General features: G+C 62.3%; 13 protein-coding genes. 10 read left to right on the forward strand and 3 right to left on the reverse strand.

Annotation, left to right across the window (positions count from 1 at the left end; all coding sequences use genetic code 11):
• Window positions 1–25 precede the first annotated feature (25 nt).
• Window positions 26–862 (reverse strand): TIGR02285 family protein, encoded by an 837-nt coding sequence (locus ACYAS9_RS20785; protein ID WP_463570228.1) that lies wholly within the window; start codon window positions 860–862, stop codon window positions 26–28.
• A 260-nt stretch (window positions 863–1,122) separates the two neighbouring features.
• Between ACYAS9_RS20785 and ACYAS9_RS20790 the strand changes: the two genes are divergently transcribed.
• The 3 genes from ACYAS9_RS20790 to ACYAS9_RS20800 all read left to right on the forward strand — a co-directional run bounded on the left by ACYAS9_RS20790 (window position 1,123) and on the right by ACYAS9_RS20800 (window position 4,641).
• A complete protein-coding gene (locus ACYAS9_RS20790; protein ID WP_463570174.1) occupies window positions 1,123–1,665 on the forward strand; it encodes a YaeQ family protein in 543 nt (180 codons plus the stop codon).
• Between the two features lie 29 nt (window positions 1,666–1,694).
• Window positions 1,695–3,401 carry a single-stranded-DNA-specific exonuclease RecJ gene (recJ, locus tag ACYAS9_RS20795; RefSeq protein ID WP_463570175.1) on the forward strand — a complete coding sequence of 569 codons (1,707 nt, stop codon included), beginning with the start codon at window positions 1,695–1,697 and terminating at the stop codon, window positions 3,399–3,401.
• A 133-nt stretch (window positions 3,402–3,534) separates the two neighbouring features.
• Window positions 3,535–4,641: an NADH:flavin oxidoreductase/NADH oxidase gene (locus ACYAS9_RS20800; protein ID WP_463570176.1), complete on the forward strand. Its 1,107-nt coding sequence runs from the start codon at window positions 3,535–3,537 to the stop codon at window positions 4,639–4,641.
• A gap of 111 nt (window positions 4,642–4,752) precedes the next feature.
• Here ACYAS9_RS20800 and ACYAS9_RS20805 read toward each other — a convergent pair whose 3' ends face one another.
• On the reverse strand, window positions 4,753–6,843 hold the full coding sequence (locus ACYAS9_RS20805) for a response regulator (protein WP_463570177.1): 2,091 nt from the start codon (window positions 6,841–6,843) through the stop codon (window positions 4,753–4,755).
• 284 nt (window positions 6,844–7,127) lie between these two features.
• Here ACYAS9_RS20805 and ACYAS9_RS20810 point away from each other — a divergent pair, with 284 nt between their 5' ends.
• Complete coding sequence (locus tag ACYAS9_RS20810) at window positions 7,128–7,862, forward strand: tellurite resistance TerB family protein (RefSeq protein ID WP_463570178.1); 735 nt, start codon at window positions 7,128–7,130, stop codon at window positions 7,860–7,862.
• Here ACYAS9_RS20810 and ACYAS9_RS20815 read toward each other — a convergent pair.
• Window positions 7,822–13,425, reverse strand: coding sequence for an NEL-type E3 ubiquitin ligase domain-containing protein (locus tag ACYAS9_RS20815; protein WP_463570179.1), 5,604 nt, complete (start codon window positions 13,423–13,425; stop codon window positions 7,822–7,824). The genes ACYAS9_RS20810 and ACYAS9_RS20815 overlap by 41 nt on opposite strands.
• A gap of 410 nt (window positions 13,426–13,835) precedes the next feature.
• Here ACYAS9_RS20815 and ACYAS9_RS20820 point away from each other — a divergent pair, with 410 nt between their 5' ends.
• The 6 genes from ACYAS9_RS20820 to cheB are packed head-to-tail and all read left to right on the forward strand — an operon-like array spanning window position 13,836 to window position 21,336.
• Window positions 13,836–15,398 carry a methyl-accepting chemotaxis protein gene (locus ACYAS9_RS20820; RefSeq protein WP_463570229.1) on the forward strand — a complete coding sequence of 521 codons (1,563 nt, stop codon included), beginning with the start codon at window positions 13,836–13,838 and terminating at the stop codon, window positions 15,396–15,398.
• An 8-nt stretch (window positions 15,399–15,406) separates the two neighbouring features.
• On the forward strand, window positions 15,407–15,943 hold the full coding sequence (locus tag ACYAS9_RS20825; RefSeq protein WP_463570180.1) for a chemotaxis protein CheW: 537 nt from the start codon (window positions 15,407–15,409) through the stop codon (window positions 15,941–15,943).
• Entirely contained in the window at window positions 15,940–17,244 is a 1,305-nt protein-coding gene (locus tag ACYAS9_RS20830; RefSeq protein WP_463570181.1) for a CheR family methyltransferase, read from the forward strand. Before ACYAS9_RS20825 ends, ACYAS9_RS20830 begins: the two co-directional genes overlap by 4 nt.
• Complete coding sequence (locus ACYAS9_RS20835) at window positions 17,241–17,930, forward strand: chemotaxis protein CheW (RefSeq protein WP_463570182.1); 690 nt, start codon at window positions 17,241–17,243, stop codon at window positions 17,928–17,930. The genes ACYAS9_RS20830 and ACYAS9_RS20835 overlap by 4 nt, the downstream gene beginning before the upstream one ends.
• Entirely contained in the window at window positions 17,927–20,329 is a 2,403-nt protein-coding gene (locus ACYAS9_RS20840) for a response regulator (RefSeq protein WP_463570183.1), read from the forward strand. The genes ACYAS9_RS20835 and ACYAS9_RS20840 overlap by 4 nt, the downstream gene beginning before the upstream one ends.
• Entirely contained in the window at window positions 20,326–21,336 is a 1,011-nt protein-coding gene (gene cheB, locus ACYAS9_RS20845) for a chemotaxis-specific protein-glutamate methyltransferase CheB (protein ID WP_463570184.1), read from the forward strand. Before ACYAS9_RS20840 ends, cheB begins: the two co-directional genes overlap by 4 nt.
• Window positions 21,337–21,351: the final 15 nt, after the last annotated feature.

Consider the following 21,351-nt stretch of genomic DNA (forward strand, 5'->3'; position numbering starts at 1 on the left):
TCGGGGTTTCTTTTGCCCGGGCCAATCAATTGTCGAGAAAAAACGTCTTGGCGTCCTCCAGGTATTCCTCGCGTTTTTTGTCGTCCAGCCACTGGGCGTAAAAACCCAACAGATACTGTTCACGCAGCACGCGCATTTCCCGGTTGATGATTTCCATGGCCTGGCGGCCCTGTTCGGTGTCCGAGCAACCGATGTGGGTGAACTGGTATTTGGGGTTGTCCTTGACCGGCAGAAAGACCAACTCGCTTTCTCGAATGCCTTGCTGGCGTGCCTGATAACGCGCTTCGGGCCAATAGCTGATCATTGCCTGCAAACGTCCCAGCCGTTGCATCTGCAACAGGCTGCCGATGGCATCGTTGCCATAGTGCAGGTTCAGTTCGTCAGGCGCGGTCTGCTTGAGAATGTCATCGATGACCGGGCCATAGCTGCGCTCCGCCACCACGCCGATCTTCACGGTCTTGCTGGCCAGCAAGGCTTGCAGATCGATATGCCGGTCGGCAATAAAGGGGGTAAACAGCGCCAGGTCGTCCTTGCGCACGATCAGGCCATTGCTGAATACCGCATACGTGGGAATGGAAAACACGATTTTCTTGGCCCGCTCCGCCGTCCATAACAAGGTCGGGTCGCAGGTGAAACTCGGCTCGTTGAGCATTTGCATGCCACGGGCGCGGTTGACGCGCATCAGCAGATGATCGTATTCGGGCATGTGGGCGATCAGCAGCGGCATAAGCCGGTCGATCGCGCCCTGGCCCTGGTCGGGGCCGGAGTAAATGGTGACTGGCGGCATGTCGCGCATCAGCCAGATCAACGTATCCCTGGCCTGGACAGTGGCGGGCAGAGCCCAGAGAGCCAGCGTCATCAGACCGGTAGCCAGGCGCAGGCTTGCAAGGGGCGAGGCGCGAAAACACATACGTCGAATTCATCCTCAGAAAAATCATTCAAAGAGCATCGGCAAGCGTGCTTACACTAGCGGATTTTCCGGCCTTATGGCCTTCAGCCGCAACAAATGCTGGCGAAATCACCTGCACAGCGCTGTCATGATCCCCGAGCGTCCAGTCAATGTCGTTACCGGGGCCTGCATCGGGTAGACTTGCCGGCTTTCTCCTGCCCTGGAAGCCCTTCATGGCCCAGCCGTCGACGACGTACAAATTCGAACTTAACCTGACCGATCTGGACCGCAGTGTCTATGAAAGCGTCAAGCAGACCATCGCCCGTCACCCTTCCGAAACCGAAGAGCGCATGACCGTGCGCTTGCTCGCTTACGCGCTTTGGTACAACGAGCAACTGGCGTTTGGCCGCGGTCTGTCTGAAGTAGACGAACCGGCCTTGTGGGAAAAAAGCCTGGATGACCGCGTGCTGCACTGGATCGAAGTCGGCCAGCCCGATGCCGATCGCCTCACCTGGTGCTCGCGCCGTACCGAACGCACCAGCCTGCTGGCCTATGGCAGCCTGCGCGTCTGGGAGGGCAAGGTCGTGCCGGTGGCGAAAAACCTGAAAAATGTTCACATTGCCGCCGTGCCGCAAGAGGCGCTGGATATCCTCTCCAAGGCCATGCCACGGGTCATCAAGTGGGATGTGATGATCAGCGACGGCACGATCTTCGTCACCGACGACCGTGGTCAGCACGAAGTGCAACTGCAATGGCTGACCGGCGAGCGCGATTAAACCGCCCCTACGAGACCTGAAAAACACCCATGCGTATCGAACACCGTCCTTTGCCTGACCCTTTGCCGTTGCTCGGCGATCTGCCGCCCTTGCTCGCCCGTCTGTATGCTTCCCGAGGCGTTGCCTCGGTCGACGAACTGGACAAGAGCCTGGCGCGGCTGATTCCTTATCAGCAACTCAAAGGCATCGAGGCGGCGGTGGAGCTGCTGGTCGAGGCGCTTCAGCAGCGCCAGCGCATTCTTATCGTGGGTGACTTCGATGCCGACGGCGCCACCGCCAGCACCGTCGGTGTGCTGGGGTTGCGACTGATGGGCGCCGCGCACGTCGACTATCTGGTGCCCAACCGTTTCGAGTACGGCTACGGCCTGACCCCGGAAATTGTCAGTGTGGCCCTGCAACGCACGCCGCAATTGTTGATGACCGTCGACAACGGGATTTCCAGTGTCGAGGGCGTGGCGGCGGCCAAGGCGGCAGGGCTTAAAGTGTTGGTCACCGATCACCACTTGCCGGGTCACGAACTGCCGGCTGCCGATGCCATCGTCAACCCGAACCAGCCGGGCTGCACTTTCCCGAGCAAGTCACTGGCCGGCGTCGGGGTTATCTTTTATGTGCTGATCGCCCTGCGTGCGCGCCTGACCGAGCTGGGCTGGTTCGAGCAGAAGCCGCCGAACCTGGGTGAGTTGCTCGACCTGGTGGCACTGGGCAGCGTGGCGGATGTGGTGCCGCTGGATGCCAACAACCGCATTCTGGTGCATCAAGGGTTGATGCGCATTCGTGCCGGTCGCGCCCGGCCAGGCCTGCGCGCGATTCTTGAAGTGGCACGCCGCGATCCATCGCGCATCACCTCCACCGACTTGGGCTTTATCCTGGGCCCGCGCCTGAACGCCGCCGGGCGTCTGGACGACATGAGCCTGGGCATCGAATGCCTGCTGTGCGAAGACCCGCTGCAAGCGCGGGCAATGGCCGTGCAACTGGACGAACTCAATCAGGACCGCAAAAGCATCGAGCAGGGCATGCAGCGCGAAGCCCTGGCACAACTTCAGGACTTGCCGCTGGAGTCGATGCCGTTTGGCCTGTGCCTGTTCGAGCCGGACTGGCACCAGGGCGTTATCGGCATTCTGGCCTCGCGGCTCAAAGAGCGTTATCACCGCCCGGCAATTGCCTTTGCCAGTGCCGGTGATGGCCTGCTCAAGGGCTCGGCGCGTTCGGTGCCGGGCTTTCACATTCGCGACGCGCTGGATGCCGTGGCGGCTCGCCATCCGGACCTGATCAGCAAGTTTGGCGGGCATGCCATGGCCGCTGGGCTGTCGCTGCCCGAGGCCAATTTTACGGCCTTCACCGAAGCGTTCGATCTTGAAGTGCGCCGGCAACTCACCGAAGACGACCTGACCGGCCGGCTGTTGTCCGACGGCACCCTGGCGGTCGAAGAGTTTCACCTGGAACTGGCCCGCGCCCTGCGCAATGCCGGTCCCTGGGGCCAGCATTTTCCCGAGCCGCTGTTTCATGGCGTGTTTCAACTGGTCGAGCAGCGGGTGGTGGGCGAGCGGCACCTCAAGATGGTGCTCAAGACCGAATGCGGCAGCGTGCGCCTGGACGGCATCGCCTTTGGCGTCGACCGCGAGATCTGGCCTGACCCCAATATTCGCTGGGTAGAACTGGCTTACAGGCTGGACCTCAACGAGTTTCGTGGCAACGAGACGGTGCAACTGCTGGTGACGCATATTGCCGCGCGTTGAACGCTGTACGCCCTCTGATTGTCGACTAGTCTGTGTAGAAAAAGGGAAGGCCGCCCCAATCGATGGGGAGCTACGGCTTTTCTTCTCCCCTCCAGGAGCGCTGGACGTCTGACTGTCAATCTGAGAGGTCGCCATGAGCCTGCTGCTAGAACCCTATACCCTGCGCCACTTGAAACTGCCCAACCGCATTGCGGTTTCGCCGATGTGCCAGTACTCCAGTGTCGATGGCCTGGCCAACGACTGGCATCTGGTCCACCTGGGTAGCCGCGCGGTAGGCGGTGCCGGGCTGATTTTCACCGAGGCCACGGCGGTTACCGCTGACGGGCGCATTACGCCGCAAGACCTGGGTCTGTGGAACGATGAGCAGATCGAGCCTTTGCAGCGCATCACCCGTTTCATTACCGCCCAGGGCGCGGTGCCGGCCATTCAACTGGCGCATGCCGGACGCAAGGCCAGCACCTGGCGTCCCTGGCTGGGCAAGCATGGCAACGTGCCGATCGAAGAGGGCGGCTGGACGCCTCGCGGTCCGTCGGCGATTGCTTTTGATCCCGAGCACAGCGTGCCGCAGCCACTGGGCGAAAACGATATTCAGGATGTGATCGACGCCTTTGTAGCCGCCACCCGGCGTGCATTGACCGCAGGCTTCAAGGTGGTCGAGGTGCATGCGGCGCACGGTTATCTGCTGCATCAGTTCCTGTCGCCCCTGAGCAATCGACGCACCGACCATTACGGCGGCTCGTTTGAAAACCGTATCCGTCTGGCGCTGCAGGTCACCGAAGCGGTGCGCGATGTCTGGCCATCCGAGTTGCCTCTGTTTGTACGGGTGTCGGCCACCGACTGGGTCGAGGATGGCTGGAACCCCGACGAAACCGTGGAGCTGGCGCGCCGGCTCAAGGCGCTTGGCGCCGACCTGATCGATGTGTCGTCAGGCGGCACCTCGGTGCATGCCGAAATTCCTGTCGGGCCTGGCTACCAGACCCGTTTCGCCGAACGTATCCGCAAAGAGTCGGACATCGCTACCGGCACCGTGGGGATGATCACTGAACCTGCCCAGGCCGAGCATATTCTGCGCACCGGCCAGGCCGACATCATCCTGCTGGCCCGCGAACTGCTGCGCGACCCGTACTGGGCGTTGCATGCCGATGACGATCTGGGCAGTCGCCAGTCCGTCTGGCCTGCGCAGTATCAACGGGCGACCCACCGCGACCAGCCGATCCACGAGTCCGACCTGCGCGACTGAGGCCTACGCGACAAGAGCAGTCATCTGCTCTTGTCGCGTTCCTGCGATGGAGTGCCGATGGAGAATGTTGCGCGTGGCGATGTCCTCGGGCGCTGTGGCTACACAGCCGGACTACACAGCCGGGCTGCGCAGCTGGGCGATGCAGCCGCTCAAGGCGGTAATGGAGAACGGTTTGGTCAGTACATCCATGCCGCTGCCCAGCGAGCCATAGGCCAATGCGGCGCTTTCGGCGTAGCCGGTGACGAACAGCACGCGCAGCTCGGGCTGCAGCGTGCGTGCGGCGTCGGCCAGTTGCCGACCGTTCATGCCGCCGGGCAGGCCGACGTCGGTAACCAGCAGGTCGATCAGCGGTTGTTGGTCAAGTATCTTCAAGGCCGCCGCGCCGTGCTCGGCTTGCAGTACGGTGTAACCCAGGTCCAGCAGCACTTCGCTCATCAACTGGCGCACCGCCGGTTCATCGTCAACCACCAGCACGGTCTGCCCCAGATTTCGTGCACTGATATTCGGGCGCGGCGGTTCATTGATGGCGCCCGAGTCGATTCCGCCTGGCAGCACCGGCAAATAAATGCAGACCTTCGAGCCCTGACCTACGGTTGAGAAGATCCGTACGCCGCCGCCGGACTGACGCGCAAAGCCGTAAATCATCGACAGGCCCAGACCTGTGCCCATGCCCAGCGGCTTGGTGGTGAAGAACGGGTCGAAGGCGCGGCCGATGACCTCGGGCGGCATGCCGGTGCCGGTGTCGCTGACGCACAGTGTCACGTATTCGCCAGGCGGTAATTCATGCTGCCTGGCCAGTACCTCGTCCAGTGCCAGGTTGCCCGTCTCGATCAACAGACGGCCGCCATCGGGCATGGCATCCCTGGCGTTGTTGCACAGGTTCAGCAGCGCGTTTTCCAGTTGATTGGGGTCGACCAGCGTTGGCCATAATCCGCAGGTGCCCGACACGTGCATGTCGATGGCCGGGCCGACAGTGCGCTGCACAAGGTCGGCGATGCCTTCGACCAGCGAATCGATGTTGGTCGGTTTGGGCGCCAGGGTCTGGCGGCGCGAGAACGCCAGCAGCCGGTGAGTCAAGGCGGCGGCACGCCGCGACGACTCCAGGGCGCCGGTAATGTAGCGGCCGACCTCATTGGCCCGGCCTTGATTAATCCGCGATTGCAGCAATTCGATATTGCCGGTGACGCCCATCAGCAAGTTATTGAAATCATGCGCCAGGCCGCCGGTGAGTTGACCGACAGCCTCCATCTTCTGTGCCTGGCGCAAGGCTTCCTCGGTCAGGCGCAAGGCTTCGGCACGCTGTTTTTCTTCGGTCATGTGCTTGCCCAGCGCGAAGACCATGCTTTGGCCCGGGGCCGCGGTCCAGCCGAACCAGCGATAGCTGCCGTCGATGTGCTGGTAGCGGTTTTCGAACAGCGGCAGCTCGCGGTCCAGGGCGTGAATCAGGGCCTGCTGAGTGCGTTCGAGATCGTCCGGGTGCAGCCTGTCCAGAATCGAGGTGCCGAGCAATGCCTCCGGGGTCAGGCCGAGCAGGGCGCTCCAGGCCGGATTGACACGCTGAAAGCAGCCGTTGAAATCGATGATTGCCAGCAAGTCCGGCGACAGCTCCCAGAACGTGTCCAGCTCCAGGGTGCGCTGCTCGAGGCGGGCGGTCTGGCGGCGCTCCAGGCGCACAAGGTCTTCGATCAGCGCCTGGCGCTGCAGCTCGCCGGCCTTGAGTGCCTGCTGGTCCAGGACATTGCGGGTGGTTTCAGTGGTGTTGCACAGCACGCCGCAGATCAGCCCTTGTTCGTCGCGCAGCGGTGAAAAACAGAACGACCACCAGGTCTGTTCGGGCTCGCCCTGGCGGGCCATGGTCAATGGCAGGTCTTGCGCCTGATAGTGCTGGCCGGCCAGGGTGTTTTCAGCCATGGGCCTGACCTGCTCCCATACATCGCCCCACAGTACGGCGATGGGCGTACCTATGGCACCCTCGGCTTGCGAGCCAAGGATCGGGGTGTAGGCATCATTGTGAAAAAACAGCAGGTCCGGTCCCCAGATCAGGTACATCGATACAGGGGAGTCGAGCATCAGTTGCAGTGCGGTTTTCAACTCGCAGGACCAATGCCCGATCGCGCCAAGCGATGTCGCGCTCCAGTCTCTGGTCCTGATGATCCGGGCTGTCTCGCTGTTACCGGCAGGAAAACCCCCACTTGATATCACGTGATGCAACTCCCTTGCAGATGCTGGCGGCAGTAATGTCGGGGATGGCTGTTCTTCGGGGAGAGGCGCATGAAGAAGTGCCGTTCTGTAAGTGTCCGATGGATTGACCGCAGCGAGTTACAAGGGTTGCACCTCGTCGTACAACATTTCTTACAGAGGCGGGAACTCCCGCAGATGTCTGAAATATTCCGAATCACACATCCAGAGGGCTCAAGGGACTTCGACTCAGGTTTTTTGTCAATTAACCATCCAGTCAAACACAGTCAATGACAAAGGCACCTCATATGAATACGCGCGGCTTACTCGACCAATTGCTTAAATCGGGTCAACAGATTTTGCAGGACAAAGTCACTGGCAAACCTGGCAAGCGCAGCTCTGGCAACAGCGGGCTGGCCGGTGGCTTGGGCAGCCTGCTCGGGGGCGGCAAGTCCGCAGGCGGTCTGGGTGGTCTGTTGTCGGGCGCCGGTGGCGGTGCGCTGGCGGCGGGCGCCCTGGGTCTGCTCAAGGGCAAGGGCGCTCGTGGCATGGGCGGCAAGGTGCTGACCTATGGCGGCCTGGCCGCATTGGGTATGATTGCCTACAAGGCTTACAACAACTGGCAGGCCAGCCAGGGTCAGGCCGGCCAGCACGAGCCGCAGACCATCGACCGGTTGCCCGAAGACCAGGCCGAAGTACACAGCCAGGCCATTTTGCGGGCCCTGGTGGCGGCGGCCAAGGCCGATGGCCATGTCGATGATCGTGAGCGGCAACTGATCGAAGGTGAGTTCGTCAAACTCAACAACGACCAGCAGTTCCAGCAATGGCTGCACGCCGAGCTCGACAAGCCGCTGGACCCCGCCGAGGTGGCCCGTGCGGCAAGCACCCCGGAAATGGCTGCCGAGATGTACATCGCCAGCCTGATCCTGGTCGATCAGGAGCACTTCATGGAGCGTGCCTACCTTGAAGAACTGGCCCGCCAGTTGAATCTTGCGCCCGGGCTCAAGACTGAGCTGGAGGCTCAGGTGCGTCAGGCTCAGTGATGTTTGACTGAGCGATGGCCTGCTCGGTGGTCAGCGCCTTGATCAGCCTTTGCTGTTCGTCCAGCCATTGCTGTTGCAGCTCACGGGCTGCTGTTTCGAACGACGGACTGCTCAGGCTCAGGCCTTGCTGATCGAAACGCTCGGTCAACTGCGTCAGGTTGTCCCGGTAAGTCTGCTCCAGGGCCTCAAAGCGCGGTGCGTACTGCTCGCGCAGGTAACTTGTCCATGGCTCTTGAGTAGTGGCGTAATTCAGAAACGACTCACCGCGTTCACCAGCCTGCACACGGGTCAAGGCCAGGTCCAGCTCACCGGGGCGCAACCGGGCCTCGGCCTGATAGAGCATTCTCTGCGGCGGGACGGGCAGGTTCAGGGCCTGGGCCCAATGCAGGCGATAAGCCAGGCGTACCTCGGCTTCATCGCGACTGCCCGCCTGATCGCGGGCAATGCGGTCCAGTTCCTGAAGCCGGTACAGCCGCTGAGTCAGCCCGAACAAGGCGCTGCCTCTGGCACCGCTCGGCACGTCACGCAATGACTGCCGGGTGAACACCAGCACTTCCATCTGATTGAACTCCAGCATGATCCCGTCAGGACAGGTCTCTGCGCCGCGCATCATGCGCAATGGCTCTTCGGCAATGCCGTTGAAGGTTGCCCGCAACTGCGGGTCCTGGGCGGCGGCATCGAGCAGTCGCCACACCCGTTCGATCAGTTCTGGCCGGCTGCCAGGCGTACGGTAGTCGGCGCTGCGCTGCAAATAGTCGATCAGGCTCAACAGGTCAGCCGCATCGCCGCCCGTTTCTATCTGCTCCCAGGTTGCGCGTCGGGCCTGGGCAGTGCTGCTGCTGGCTTCAAGCCAGGGTTCAACGCTGGCTTCTTCCTCGCTGGGCAGCGTGGCCGGGCTGTGGCTATGGCTGTTGGGCGCACTGTCGGAGTCCGAGTCGTGGCTTTCATGCCAGTTGATGTCGAGGATGTCCGCAGGCAGGTCCATGTCAAAGGTATAAGAGCGCCCGGAATGTTGTGAGGTATGCGCAAGTTGCATGGCGGCGTGTGACAACGGGTTGCCACGCAGGCTGACTTCGGTGTGACCCCATTGGCGGCGCGGGTTGGAGAGCAGTTCTTCGGGGATGTCGGTCAGCTGGTTATTGTCCAGGATCAGGGTTTCCAGAGGCTCGGGCAGCAGGTCGAGCACCCAGTGCGGCCAACTGCTCAGCCGGGTATTGCTCAGCGACAGCCAGTGCAGGTTGAGACGCACCAGCGCTGAGCTGTCCTGCAGGGTGCCCAGGCGGTTGCCATCCAGTTCCAGGTGTTCAAGCAAGGGCAGGCGGGCAAAAAGGTCTGCCCAGCGCTGGTCGATCAGCACACCCTGATCAATCAGGTTCAGGGTCGTGAGCAATGGCAGTTCGGCAAGCGCCATGGGCGGTTCGAGCAGCGGCGTCATGGCCCCTTCGAGATGCACCGTCGTCAGGTTCGTGAAGCGCCTGAGCAGGTTATCGAGCTGTTCGCTGCTGGCTCTCGCCTCACTCAGGAACAAGGAGCGGATGCGCGTCAGAAAAAAGGCCGGCAAGTGCCTCGGGAAATCGGCCAGATCCACCCCGTCAAGCACCAGCGGCGTATGTGTTTCACCTCGCGCATAGGCACTCCAGTGCGCTATCAGGGCCTTGCCTGTGTCACGACGTCCGGCAATCGTCTGTTCGCTCAAGGGCGCCTGTGATCCGGACGTTTCGGTCCAGGCATCGATGGCTTCGACCATCGCGTTGTACTCGCTCATCTGCACGCTCAGGTTGGCGGCCATGGCGGGCGGTGTGTCGACCAGCAGGCTCAACGACAGGTCGGGCAGCAGTTCATCCAGGCGGGCCCGCAGGATCGTGCCGACCGTCAGCGGGTTGCCACGCAGGTCGATGACCGTCTGGCCTCTCAGGCCGGTGCGGTTGTCCATAATGCTGTCGGGCAGCACGGTCAGGCGGTTGTGGGCCAGTGACAGCTCGCGCAGGCTGGCCGGGATCATGGTGTTGAGCCACGCAGGCCAGCGACTCAACTCTGTGCGCTCCAGCACCAGGCGCTGCAGCTGTAACCCGTCCAGGCTCAACGGCAGAATCGCGTTGAAGTGATTACCGCTGAGGTCCAAGTTGCGCAGGTTGCGCAGGGACCTGAACGCATCGATCTGGGTTTGATCGAGCAACAGCTGCTGGTTGATCAATGCCAGGTCGGTCAGGTTGGGCAGGGCATGGGCTACATAGCGTGACAGGTTCGTGGAACTCCACAGGGCATGGCCGCCCAGTGTCTCCTGACGCAAGGTGAAAACACGGGTGTTGCTGAACCGCGTCAGAAAGCGTTGCAGCACCTCATGGTCGAGTATTCGCACGTACACCAGTTGAGCGCTGCTCGAATAGGTGGTCACGTCGGTGAGGTGCAACTCGTTGACCCGCTGATAAAAGAAATTCGGCAAGGAGTCGGGAAAGTCTTCCAGAGCAATCGAGGACAACTGCAGAGGCTCCAGGTTACGGCCGATCTCGGGCAGATTGTTCAGGCTCCAGTGACGCCAGATGGCCTCGCTGATGTGCGTACGACTGGCGATACGCGCCGCATACGTGACCGGAATCGAACTGACTGCATCGGTCCACAGTGCCATGCCGTCGCGCATGGCCTGCTGCTCGTGCAGAAGTTCGTTGAGTCGTTCGTCGATCGCCTGGCTGCTCAAGCCGGTGGCCGACAACCGATCGAGGATCTGGTCCGGGTAGGCATCCTCAAACTCCAGCAGGCGCAGTTTGTCCAGCAGGCTTTCGCGGGTGAATGCCCAGTCGGGCCGGATACGCCCGCTCATGGCGTAGCCGATGCGGCCATCGGCCAGGCGCATCGGCGATCTGAAGGCTGGCTTGACCGCCGCCATGCCCAGCACATCGCGCAACTGACGGCGTAACATCGGTTGCGCCTGAACAGTGTGTTGCAGGTCGGCCTTCTGGCCGGTATTGGGAAAACCCAGTGCGCTGCGCTCGCTATCGGGCAGCGCATGCAGGACAGAGGCGTACAGGTCGCTGCGGCCATTGAGTTGATTGCCCAGCTCATCGAAAGGCTCGTAACCGCTCCCGCGCGCCACCAGAACCTTGCGGATCGGCGCATCGGCCGGGCCAACGCTGTCACGCAATGAGCCACTGAAGTGGCCCTCTCGAACCTCCAGGCGTACCTGGGTTGACCAGCCTGGCAAGCCTTCCAGGCTGTGCAGGATCAACTTCTCGGTGTCGGGATTGTGTACCGACTCCAGGTACAGCCCTTCAAAGGCACGGCTCAGGCGAACCTGTTGCAGATAAATCCGTGCCTCTTCGGCCAGCCGCGGCGACATCACCTTGAGCCTGACCAGGCTTTGCTGCTCCGCCGGGGTGGCGTGAGCCACCAGTTCCTCGGCGACCGCCCTCGGCAGTCGGCCGGGCAATAACGGCTGCAAGGATTCGACGCCGTCCACAGGCGAGGTCTGCCGGGACTGGTAAACGTCATTGAAGGTCTCGCGCTTGCCTTGCTCTGCCAGCTCCCGGTCCAGCCTGAAGCGCTCTGCAGTGTCGGCCAGCAAGGCCGGTGGGCGTTGCAGCTCGGTGAGTGCGCGGCGTAATACGCCATCGCCGGTGTCGCTGACTTGCAGAATCCGCTCGGCCATTTCGTCAGGAAACTCCAGGGCGCTATACCCCAGGCGACGCAGCAGGGACAGGCCGTGCATCTGTCGTGGCTCATCGAGCACATTCAGCCAGGCGCCGGCACCGTTGTGGCGCAAGGGCGGCTCATAGCCCTGCTGGTTTGTCGGGTGTTCCATGACCATCCCGGTGCCGTTGCCAGCGGCCTTGACCGAGTAGGTGCGATCTTGCAACGCCAGCCATTGCTTGCCATCGAACTCGTACAGGCCAAGGTCGTTGGGCTTGAGCCCGGCGGGCAGCAAGACATCGTGGGCAAACGGTGCGAGGTCAGGCTTCCACAAACGGGTCTGGCCGTTGGCCAACTCGACCGGCCTGAGGCTATCGATCACCGGCGGCGCCTCGATGGCAGGAATCGGCGAGCCATGTGCCGAGGCCGTTCCCAGGGCTGCCATAAAGGCAATGTTCTGCACCACATCGAACAGATAACCCATGGCTTGCTCACGCTCGTCATGGGTCCAGCTTTCGATGCCTTCGTACACTTCATAGACCAGCTGGGCGGCAGTTACCGCCAGCATCACCTCCCCGAGCACCGGCACGGTAAAGGCGGCCAGGTTCAGGAACTGCAGCGCTTTGTCGCGCCAGTAGGCCTGACGTTCCTGGTGCGACTTGCGGTCCTGTTCGGCAGTGGGTACGGCATGAAACAGCGCATCGTCGCGAATGCTGGCCAGCTTGCGGCGATACAACGCTTCAGCCAGCGGCAGCTTCAGCGGATTAAGGGTCAGGTACAAGCTGGCCTTGTGATCGGCTTCTTCGACCAGCCATCGGCGCTCGTACCATTTGTTCTGGTTGACCATCGGATAAAGCCGCTCGTCTAGCCTGTCGATGAGGCGATTGCGCTCACGGGCAGGAATGAGACGGCTGAGAAAGGCCAGATAACCGGGGCTAAACATCCGCTCGCGCAGGGCATCATGAAACGCCTGGAACGAGCTGAACGATTGCAAGGGCGCCACCGGGTCTTCGGGGATATACGCTGTGACCCTTTCGCCGATCTCGAACAGCACAATGCCATGCAGCTCGGCATCCCACAGGCTCACGCTGTTGCATACCACCGACGGGCGGCCGGGCGAGGAGTGCCATGGACCGCGTGCCATCGGCATCAGGGCGAGGTATTCGGACGGCTTGATCAGCTCTTTGAGCAGGGCGATATGCAGGTGCAGTTCCAGTGTCGATTCCTGGAACGCTTTGAAAAGAGGCGCTGGATCGTCTACCGCGTCTCGCGGGTTGAACAATGAGTCAATGTGATTCTGGTAACGGCCGCCCAGATCGAGGTTGCGACTCAGCGTAGCGAATTCGTGTGCGGGGATGGCCAGAGGAGTGCCAGTGATCCACGTGCCGAGAATCTGGTGGCTGGAAAAAACTTCAGCCTTGAGCCTGGTGCCCTGATCCATTGCGCCGGCGGCAGTGTCACTGTCCTGAAAGTTCTGCATGGCGGCATTGAGCAGCGGCCGTACTGCCTGATGCAGGGCACTGTTGGCCTGGACGATAGGGTCTTTGGTGGCAGATATGAACGACTGGTCTACCTGCGCGTGGCTGGCGTGTAAAAAAGAAACCTGCCGAACATCGATGTCCAGGTCGTACTGTGCCTTGATTGCCGCTGTCAGCAACGGTGCGCAAAAGCGGCCCGGTGTGCCGAGCTTTTTCATGATTGGCTGAATGCGCCGCTCATACTCACGGTGTTCGACATAAAGCTTTTGCAGCCGGTCAACGATGTAGGGCATCTGCTTGCGTGCCTGCTCCAGCCACGGCAACGACTGTTTGCCCGCTTTGCGCAGTGCCGCGTGGGTGGTGGCTGGCGCCTGGCTCAGCCAGCCGGGGCTGCGTTGCTGGATGATATCGCGGTGTGGCAGCTCGGCCGGCAACGCCGTCGGCTGGGTATTGATCGTCATGGTCATGCACGCCTTGTGGCATTGAAGAGTGGCCAAAGCGTACGAGCCGACAGCGCGCCAGGTGCGCTAACTATCTAGTCACCCAAGGCGCATTAAAGGGTATTCAATAGATCCGCCGCCTGTATGTGCTGGCGACAATAGCGGGGCATACCGAGTGCGTGCGATTGCACTTCAAGGGTTTTCCTACTGGTACGTACAGCGGTACAGGCTGTTCTCTCAACCCGGTTCATTTACTTGCTTTGTGACACGCTTATCAACTAATGGCTGGGCTATACTCAGCCCGCCTGGGCCCTGGAGCGGTCCATTTCTTGAACACGGCCATGCCGGTGTTGAACTCTTGAGGGCTGACTGTGAAGAACTGGACGTTGCGTCAACGGATCCTGGCGAGTTTTGCCGTAATCATCGCCATCATGTTGTTGATGGTCGTGGCCTCTTATTCGCGTTTGCTGTCGATCGAGTCCAGCGAAGAACAGGTGCGCCTGGATGCCTTGCCCGGCGTCTACTACAGCACCCTGGTGCGCAGCGCCTGGGGCGAAAGTTATATCCGCACCCTTGAACTGATCGGTGAAGGCCAGGGCCGGACGCTGACCCAGACCGAGCGCGACCAGTTCCAGGGCTTTGAAGACTCCCTGCAAAAGCAGATCGACGGGTATAAGCGCTCGATCTTCGATGAGACCGACCAGGCCAACTTCCAGCAGTTCGAGAAACAGCGCGAGATTTATACCCGCCTGCTCAAAGAGGTGCATGTTGCTTATGAGCGCGGTGATTTTGTCGTGGCCAAGGCCGAGTTCTATGAACAGGTCAACCCGGTCTGGACACTGGGCCGCAAGCAACTCAATGACATCATCGTCGCCAACAAACAACTGGCTGATCAGGCCACCGACAATATCGTCAAGGCCGTGCTCGCCGCCAAGGTCGGCATGATTGTCTCGCTGTTGATCGCTGTGCTGGCGGCCGGCGCCTGTGGCCTGTTGCTGATGCGCTCGATCATCGCGCCGATGCAGCGGCTGGTCGAAATCCTCGGGATCATGCGCACCGGCGACCTCAGCCAGCGCCTGAATCTGGAGCGCAACGACGAATTCAATGTGGTGCAGACCGGCTTCAACGACATGGTCACCGAACTGACCGCGCTGGTCGCCCAGGCGCAGCGCTCTTCGGTACAGGTCACCACCTCGGTGACCGAAATTGCCGCGACCTCCAAGCAGCAACAGGCCACGGCCACCGAAACTGCTGCCACCACCACCGAGATTGGCGCAACCTCGCGTGAAATCGCCGCGACGTCGCGAGATCTGGTGCGCACCATGACCGAGGTCACCTCGGCTGCCGACCAGGCCTCGACGCTGGCCGGTTCCGGCCAGCAAGGTCTGGCGCGCATGGAAGAAACCATGCACCAGGTCATGGGCGCGGCCAATCTGGTCAACGCCAAGCTGGCGATCCTCAACGAGAAGGCCGGCAACATCAACCAGGTGGTGGTCACCATCGTCAAGGTGGCCGACCAGACCAACCTGCTGTCGCTCAACGCGGCCATCGAAGCTGAAAAGGCCGGCGAATACGGCCGTGGCTTTGCCGTAGTAGCGACCGAAGTGCGCCGTCTGGCCGACCAGACCGCCGTCGCCACCTATGACATCGAGCAGATGGTTCGCGAGATCCAGTCGGCGGTCTCGGCCGGCGTGATGGGCATGGACAAGTTTTCCGAAGAGGTGCGCCGCGGGATGTTCGAGGTCACCCAGGTGGGCGAGCAACTGTCGCAGATCATTCATCAGGTGCAGGCCTTGGCGCCGCGCGTGCTGATGGTCAACGAAGGCATGCAGGCCCAGGCCACCGGCGCCGAGCAGATCAACCAGGCGCTGGTGCAACTGGCCGATGCCAGCAGCCAGACCGTCGAGTCCCTGCGCCAGGCCAGCTTTGCCATCGACGAACTGAGCCAGGTCGCGGTCGGCCTGCGCAGTGGCGTCTCGCGCTTCAAGGTCTGAGCCAGACCATGCGCGATCACTCACCCCGGCGCAATGCGGTTGCGCAAGTACGGGACACGCTGTTCCTGCTGTTTCGCATTGGCGACGAACGCTACGCCTTGCAGGCGCGTGAAATCGCCGAGGTGCTGCCGCGCCTGAAACTCAAGGCGATTCCCAAGGCGCCACACTGGGTGGCGGGCATCTTCGCCCATCGTGGTGAAATCGTGCCGGTGATCGACATCAGTGCCCTGAGCTTCGGTACCCCGGCCCAGGCGCGCACCAGCACGCGCATGGTGCTGGTGCAGTACCGGCATGACCACAAACACCCGGCGCAACTGCTGGGCCTGATTCTGGAGCAAGCCACCGAAACCCTGCGGTGCCCGGCCTCGCAGTTCAAGGAGTACGGGCTGGAGAATCGCCTGTCGCCCTATCTGGGCCCGGTGCGCGAAGACGAACTGGGGTTGTTGCAGTGGATTCGTGTCGAAGAACTGCTCAGCGAGCCGGTGCGTGAGCTGCTGTATCCGGTCGTACCGCCTGATATCGACCTGTTCGAGGATGCGCCATGAGTGACGACGCGCGCTTTTTCGCCTTCCTCAAGGAGCGTATCGGCCTGGATGTCACCTCGGTGGGCGAAGCCATCGTCGAACGTGCGCTGCGCCAGCGCTGCAGCGCTTCGGGGGCCGCCGACAGCGATGCCTACTGGCTGTTGTTGCTGGGATCACAGGCTGAACAGCAGGCGCTGATCGAGGCGGTAATCGTCCCGGAAACCTGGTTTTTCCGCTACCCCGAATCCTTCGTCACTCTGGGCAAACTGGCGGTGGCGCGTTTGCAGAAACTGGCCGGTGTGCGGCCGCTGCGCATTCTCAGCCTGCCGTGTTCGACAGGGGAGGAGCCTTACTCGATTGCCATGGCGCTGTTCGATGCCGGCATCGATGCTGCGCAGTTTCGGGTCGATGCCATCGACATCAGCCCCTTGTCGATCCAGCGGGCGCAGCGCGCCGTTTACGGCAAGAACTCGTTTCGCGGTGCCGACCTGAGCTACCGCGACCGGCACTTCATGCCGGTCGACGAGGGCTGGCAGGTCGCTCAGCGGGTGCGTGACAGCGTGGGTTTTCGCCCCGGTAACCTGCTGGACCCTGCGCTGCTCAATCAACCGGCCTATGACTTCGTGTTCTGCCGCAACCTGGTGATCTATTTCGACCGCGCCACTCAGAAACATGTGTTCGAGGTGCTCAAGCGCCTGACCCTTGACGATGGCGTGCTGTTCATTGGGCCCGCCGAAGGCAACCTGCTGGCGCACATCGGCATGCGCTCGATCAACATTGCCCAGTCGTTCGCCTTCCGGCATGCCCGCCCGGACGATGTGCCGCCCGTACTCACCAGCCCCGCGTTCCTCATGTCGACGCCTGTGGCACCCGCCGCGCCGCCCGCGCCACGCCCTGTTGCCCCGGCTGCGCCACGGCCTTTTGCGCCGGGCGCCGCGTCACGTGTGTCGGCAGGCAGCCCGGCTTTACCGAGCGCTGCGGGCGTGGCTGAACCTGCACAGGCCGCCGATGAACTGGCCGCCATCGCCCGGCTGGCCAATCAGGGCCAGAGCCACGAGGCCCGTGCCGCTTGCGAGCGTTATCTGCAACAGCACGAGCCCAGCGCCTCGGTGTTCTACTGGCTGGGCCTGCTCAGCGAGGTCGACGGCAATGTCAGCCAGGCGCAGGGTTACTACCGCAAGGCCTTGTACCTGGAGCCTCAGCACCCTGAAACACTGGCGCAAATGGCCGCGCTGCTCGCCGCCCAGGGCGACAGTGCCGGTGCCCAGCGCTTGCTTGAGCGCGCCGCACGCGGTGCCAATAAACAAGGAAACACGCGATGAGCGGGGTCAGCCTTTCAAGCCTTACCCAGGATGACGATCACGCCATCGACGACTGCTGGAACCGTATCGGCATTCATGGCGACCGTTCCTGCCCGGTCCTGGCCGGCCATATTCATTGCCGCAATTGCGAAGTCTATTCGGCAGCGGCCACGCGCCTGCTCGACCGCTACAGCCTGGTCCAGGACTATCACGACCGCTCGCGCAGCAGCGAGCAACAGACCCAGGTGCGCACCCGCTCGGTGCTGGTGTTTCGCCTGGGCGATGAGTGGCTGGGCCTGGCCACCCGCAGCCTGGTCGAGGTGGCGCCGATGCAGACTATTCATTCGCTGCCGCACCAGCGCTCCCGCGCCTTGCTGGGGGTTGCCAATGTGCGCGGCGCGCTGGTGGCGTGCATCTCGCTGATCGAGCTGCTGGGCCTGGACAGCGCAGCGTCGGCAGCGCCTGCGGGCGGGCGGATCATGCCGCGCATGCTGATCGTCGCCGCTCAAGGGGGACCAGTGGTAGTGCCGGTCGATGAAGTCGACGGGATTCATGCCATGACCGAGCAACTGCTCGATTCGGCGTCGACTTCCGGCACTCACGCCAACGCCCGTTTCACCCGCGGCGTGTTGCACTGGAAGGACCGCAGTCTGCGGCTGCTCGATGAGCAGGAGTTGTTGTTGGCGGTCAACCGGAGCCTTACATGACGCCAGATCAAATGCGCGATGCGTCGCTGTTCGAGCTGTTCACTCTGGAGGCCGAGGCACAGACCCAGGTTTTGAGCGCAGGCCTGCTGGAACTGGAGCGCAGCCCGACCCTGGCCGACCAGCTCGAAGCCTGCATGCGCGCGGCGCACTCGCTCAAGGGCGCGGCGCGAATCGTCGGCGTCGACTTTGGCGTCAGCGTTGCCCACGTCATGGAAGATTGCCTGGTCAGCGCCCAGGAAAGCCGGCTGGTGCTGCAACCCGATCACATCGATGCGTTGCTGTCGGGCACGGACATGCTGATGCGCATCGCCACGCCCGGCGACGGCAGTGTCGATCAGGCCGCTGTCGATGACTATGTACAGCGCATGAACACCCTGATGGCTTCGGGCGCTGGCGCTGCACGCAGTATCAGCCGGCCGCCCGATACGCCTGACCCGTTGCTGTCCGGCAGTTTGCTGCTCGGCACCTTGATGCAACCCGAGCCACCGGCGCAGGCCTTGCCAGAGATCGATCTGTCACAAGCCTTGCAATTGCAGCCCGAGCTGCTGATGCCCGAAGCGACACCTGTCGAACCGGTCCAGCCTGTGCCTGCCGGCAGTGACGCCGACGCCGCGCCACGGCCGCTGCGCGATCGTCGAGTGACCGAAGGCGGCGAGCGCGTTTTACGGGTCACCGCTGAACGCCTGAACGGCTTGCTCGACCTGTCGAGCAAATCGCTGGTCGAGAGCCAGCGCATCAAGCCGCTGCTGGCCGGCATGCAGCGCCTCAAGCGCCTGCAACTGGGCAGCGACCGCGCCTTGCAGGTGCTGGAGGCGAGCCTGAGCGTCAGTGACGTGGTGCCCGAGGCGCAGCGCGCGCTGGAAGAGGCGCGCAGCCTGTTGTCTCAGGCGCAGAACATGCTGATCGAACAAGCCGCCGAACTGGACGAGTTCGGCTGGCAATCGGCGCAGCGTGCCCAGTCGTTATACGACAGCGCCCTGGCGTGCCGCATGCGCCCGTTTGCCGATGTGCTGGGCGGCCAGGCACGCATGGTGCGCGACCTGGGCCGCGAGCTGGATAAACAGGTGCGCCTGGACATCGAGGGCGAAAAAACCCAGGTCGACCGTGAGGTGCTGGAAAAACTCGAAGCGCCTTTGACCCACTTGCTGCGCAATGCCGTCGACCATGGCATTGAAATGCCCGAGCAGCGCCTGGCGCGCGGCAAGGACAGCGAGGGCACCATCCGCCTGCGCGCCTCGCATCAGGCCGGCATGCTGGTGGTGGAACTGAGCGACGATGGCGGCGGTGTCGATCTGCAGCGCCTGAGCCAGGCGATTGTTCAGCGCAAATTGTCGCCAGCGGAAACGGCCGCACAGATGAGCGAAGAAGAACTGCTCAGCTTTCTGTTTTTGCCAGGCTTCAGCATGCGCGACAAGGTCACCCAGATTTCCGGTCGCGGCGTGGGCCTGGACGCGGTGCAACACATGGTCCGCCAGCTGCATGGCGGCGTGACCCTGGAGCAGACCGCAGGGCAGGGCAGTTGCTTTCGCATCGAGGTGCCGCTGACGCTGTCGGTGGCGCGCAGCCTGGTGGTCGACGTCGGCGGCGAGGCCTATGCCTTTCCGCTGGCGCACATCGAACGCATGCGCGACCTTGAGCCGGCCGACATCGTGCAACTCGAAGGTCGCCAGCACTTCTGGCATGAAGGGCAGCATGTCGGCCTGGTGTCGGCCAGCCAGTTGCTCAACCGGCCGCCGAGCGCCAAGGTCCAGGAAAGCCTGAAGGTCGTGGTGATCCGTGAGCGCGACGCGGTGTATGGCGTGGCGGTGGAGCGTTTCATCGGTGAGCGGACCCTGGTGGTCATGCCGCTTGACCCTCGACTGGGCAAGGTCCAGGACGTCTCGGCCGGCGCCTTGCTCGATGACGGTTCGGTGGTGCTGATCGTCGACGTCGAAGACTTGCTGCGTTCAGTGGAGAAACTGCTTAATACCGGCCGGCTGGAGCGCATCGACCGACAGAACCGCAGTGCCGGCAATGCGTCACGCAAGCGCGTTCTGGTCGTCGATGACTCATTGACGGTGCGCGAACTGGAGCGCAAGTTACTGGTCAGCCGTGGCTATGAAGTCTCTGTGGCCGTGGATGGCATGGATGGCTGGAATGCCTTGCGCGGCGAAGATTTCGATTTGCTGATTACCGATATCGACATGCCACGCATGGACGGTATCGAACTGGTCACCCTGTTGCGCCGTGATACCCGTCTGCAATCGTTGCCTGTGATGGTGGTCTCTTACAAGGATCGTGAGGAAGATCGCCGCCGTGGCCTGGATGCCGGGGCCGATTATTATCTGGCAAAAGCCAGCTTCCACGATGACGCCTTACTGGATGCGGTCGTGGAACTGATAGGAGAAGCACAGGGATGAAGGTCGCTATCGTCAACGATATGCCCATGGCGGTCGAGGCCCTGCGCCGCGCGCTGGCATTCGAGCCGGCGCATCAGATCATCTGGGTGGCCAGCAACGGTGCCGAGGCGGTCCAGCGCTGCGCCGAACGGCTACCCGATGTGATCCTCATGGACCTGATCATGCCGGTCATGGATGGCGTCGAAGCCACACGCCGGATCATGGCTGCCACGCCATGCGCTATCGTTCTGGTTACCGTCGACCGCGAGCAGAACGTGCACCGGGTATTCGAGGCCATGGGCCACGGTGCGCTGGATGTGGTCGACACACCGGCCATCGGTTCGGGCAACCCCAAGGAGGCTGCGGCGCCGCTGTTGCGCAAGATTTTCAATATTGGCTGGCTGATCGGCCAGCGCAATAGCCGTGAACGCAGCGAGACTTCACCGCTGCGCACGGCCGTCAAGCGCGGCGGGCTGGTGGCCATCGGTTCATCGGCCGGTGGTCCGGCGGCGCTTGAAGAGTTGTTGAAAGGCCTGCCGGTGAATTTTCCGGCGGCCGTTGTGCTGGTCCAGCATGTCGACCAGGTGTTCGCCGCCGGCATGGCCGAATGGCTGAGCAGTGCTTCGGGCATGCCGGTGCGTCTGGCCCGCGAGGGCGAACCACCACAAAGCGGTCAGGTAGTACTGGCCGGAACCAATCACCATATCCGTCTGCTCAAGGACGGAACACTGGCTTACACGGCGGAGCCGGTGAACGAAATCTACCGGCCCTCGATCGACGTCTTTTTCGAGAGTGTGGCCCGTTACTGGAGTGGAGAAGCTGTGGGAGTCTTATTGACCGGCATGGGACGTGACGGGGCTCAAGGGCTTAAAGCCATGCGTGAGCAGGGTTTTCTGACGATCGCCCAGGACCAGGCAAGCAGCGCGGTCTTTGGCATGCCCAAGGCTGCGGCCGCCATTGACGCCGCTGTCGAGATCCGGCCGCTGCGCACCATCGCCCCTCGATTGCTTGAGGTATTCGCTCAATGATATTCCAGGTGAAAT

The organism is Pseudomonas sp. HP_08 (assembly GCF_055284095.1).

What these genes read in the sequence shown, in the direction of transcription:
- ACYAS9_RS20825 (WP_463570180.1), top strand. Translation starts at nt 15,407, where the DNA reads ATGCGCGATCACTCACCCCGGCGCAATGCGGTTGCGCAAGTACGGGAC.
- ACYAS9_RS20830 (WP_463570181.1), top strand. Translation starts at nt 15,940, where the DNA reads ATGAGTGACGACGCGCGCTTTTTCGCCTTCCTCAAGGAGCGTATCGGC.
- ACYAS9_RS20840 (WP_463570183.1), top strand. Translation starts at nt 17,927, where the DNA reads ATGACGCCAGATCAAATGCGCGATGCGTCGCTGTTCGAGCTGTTCACT.
- ACYAS9_RS20800 (WP_463570176.1), top strand. Translation starts at nt 3,535, where the DNA reads ATGAGCCTGCTGCTAGAACCCTATACCCTGCGCCACTTGAAACTGCCC.
- ACYAS9_RS20810 (WP_463570178.1), top strand. Translation starts at nt 7,128, where the DNA reads ATGAATACGCGCGGCTTACTCGACCAATTGCTTAAATCGGGTCAACAG.
- recJ (WP_463570175.1), top strand. Translation starts at nt 1,695, where the DNA reads ATGCGTATCGAACACCGTCCTTTGCCTGACCCTTTGCCGTTGCTCGGC.
- ACYAS9_RS20815 (WP_463570179.1), bottom strand. Translation starts at nt 13,425, where the DNA reads ATGACGATCAATACCCAGCCGACGGCGTTGCCGGCCGAGCTGCCACAC.
- cheB (WP_463570184.1), top strand. Translation starts at nt 20,326, where the DNA reads ATGAAGGTCGCTATCGTCAACGATATGCCCATGGCGGTCGAGGCCCTG.
- ACYAS9_RS20820 (WP_463570229.1), top strand. Translation starts at nt 13,836, where the DNA reads ATGTTGTTGATGGTCGTGGCCTCTTATTCGCGTTTGCTGTCGATCGAG.
- ACYAS9_RS20790 (WP_463570174.1), top strand. Translation starts at nt 1,123, where the DNA reads ATGGCCCAGCCGTCGACGACGTACAAATTCGAACTTAACCTGACCGAT.
- ACYAS9_RS20835 (WP_463570182.1), top strand. Translation starts at nt 17,241, where the DNA reads ATGAGCGGGGTCAGCCTTTCAAGCCTTACCCAGGATGACGATCACGCC.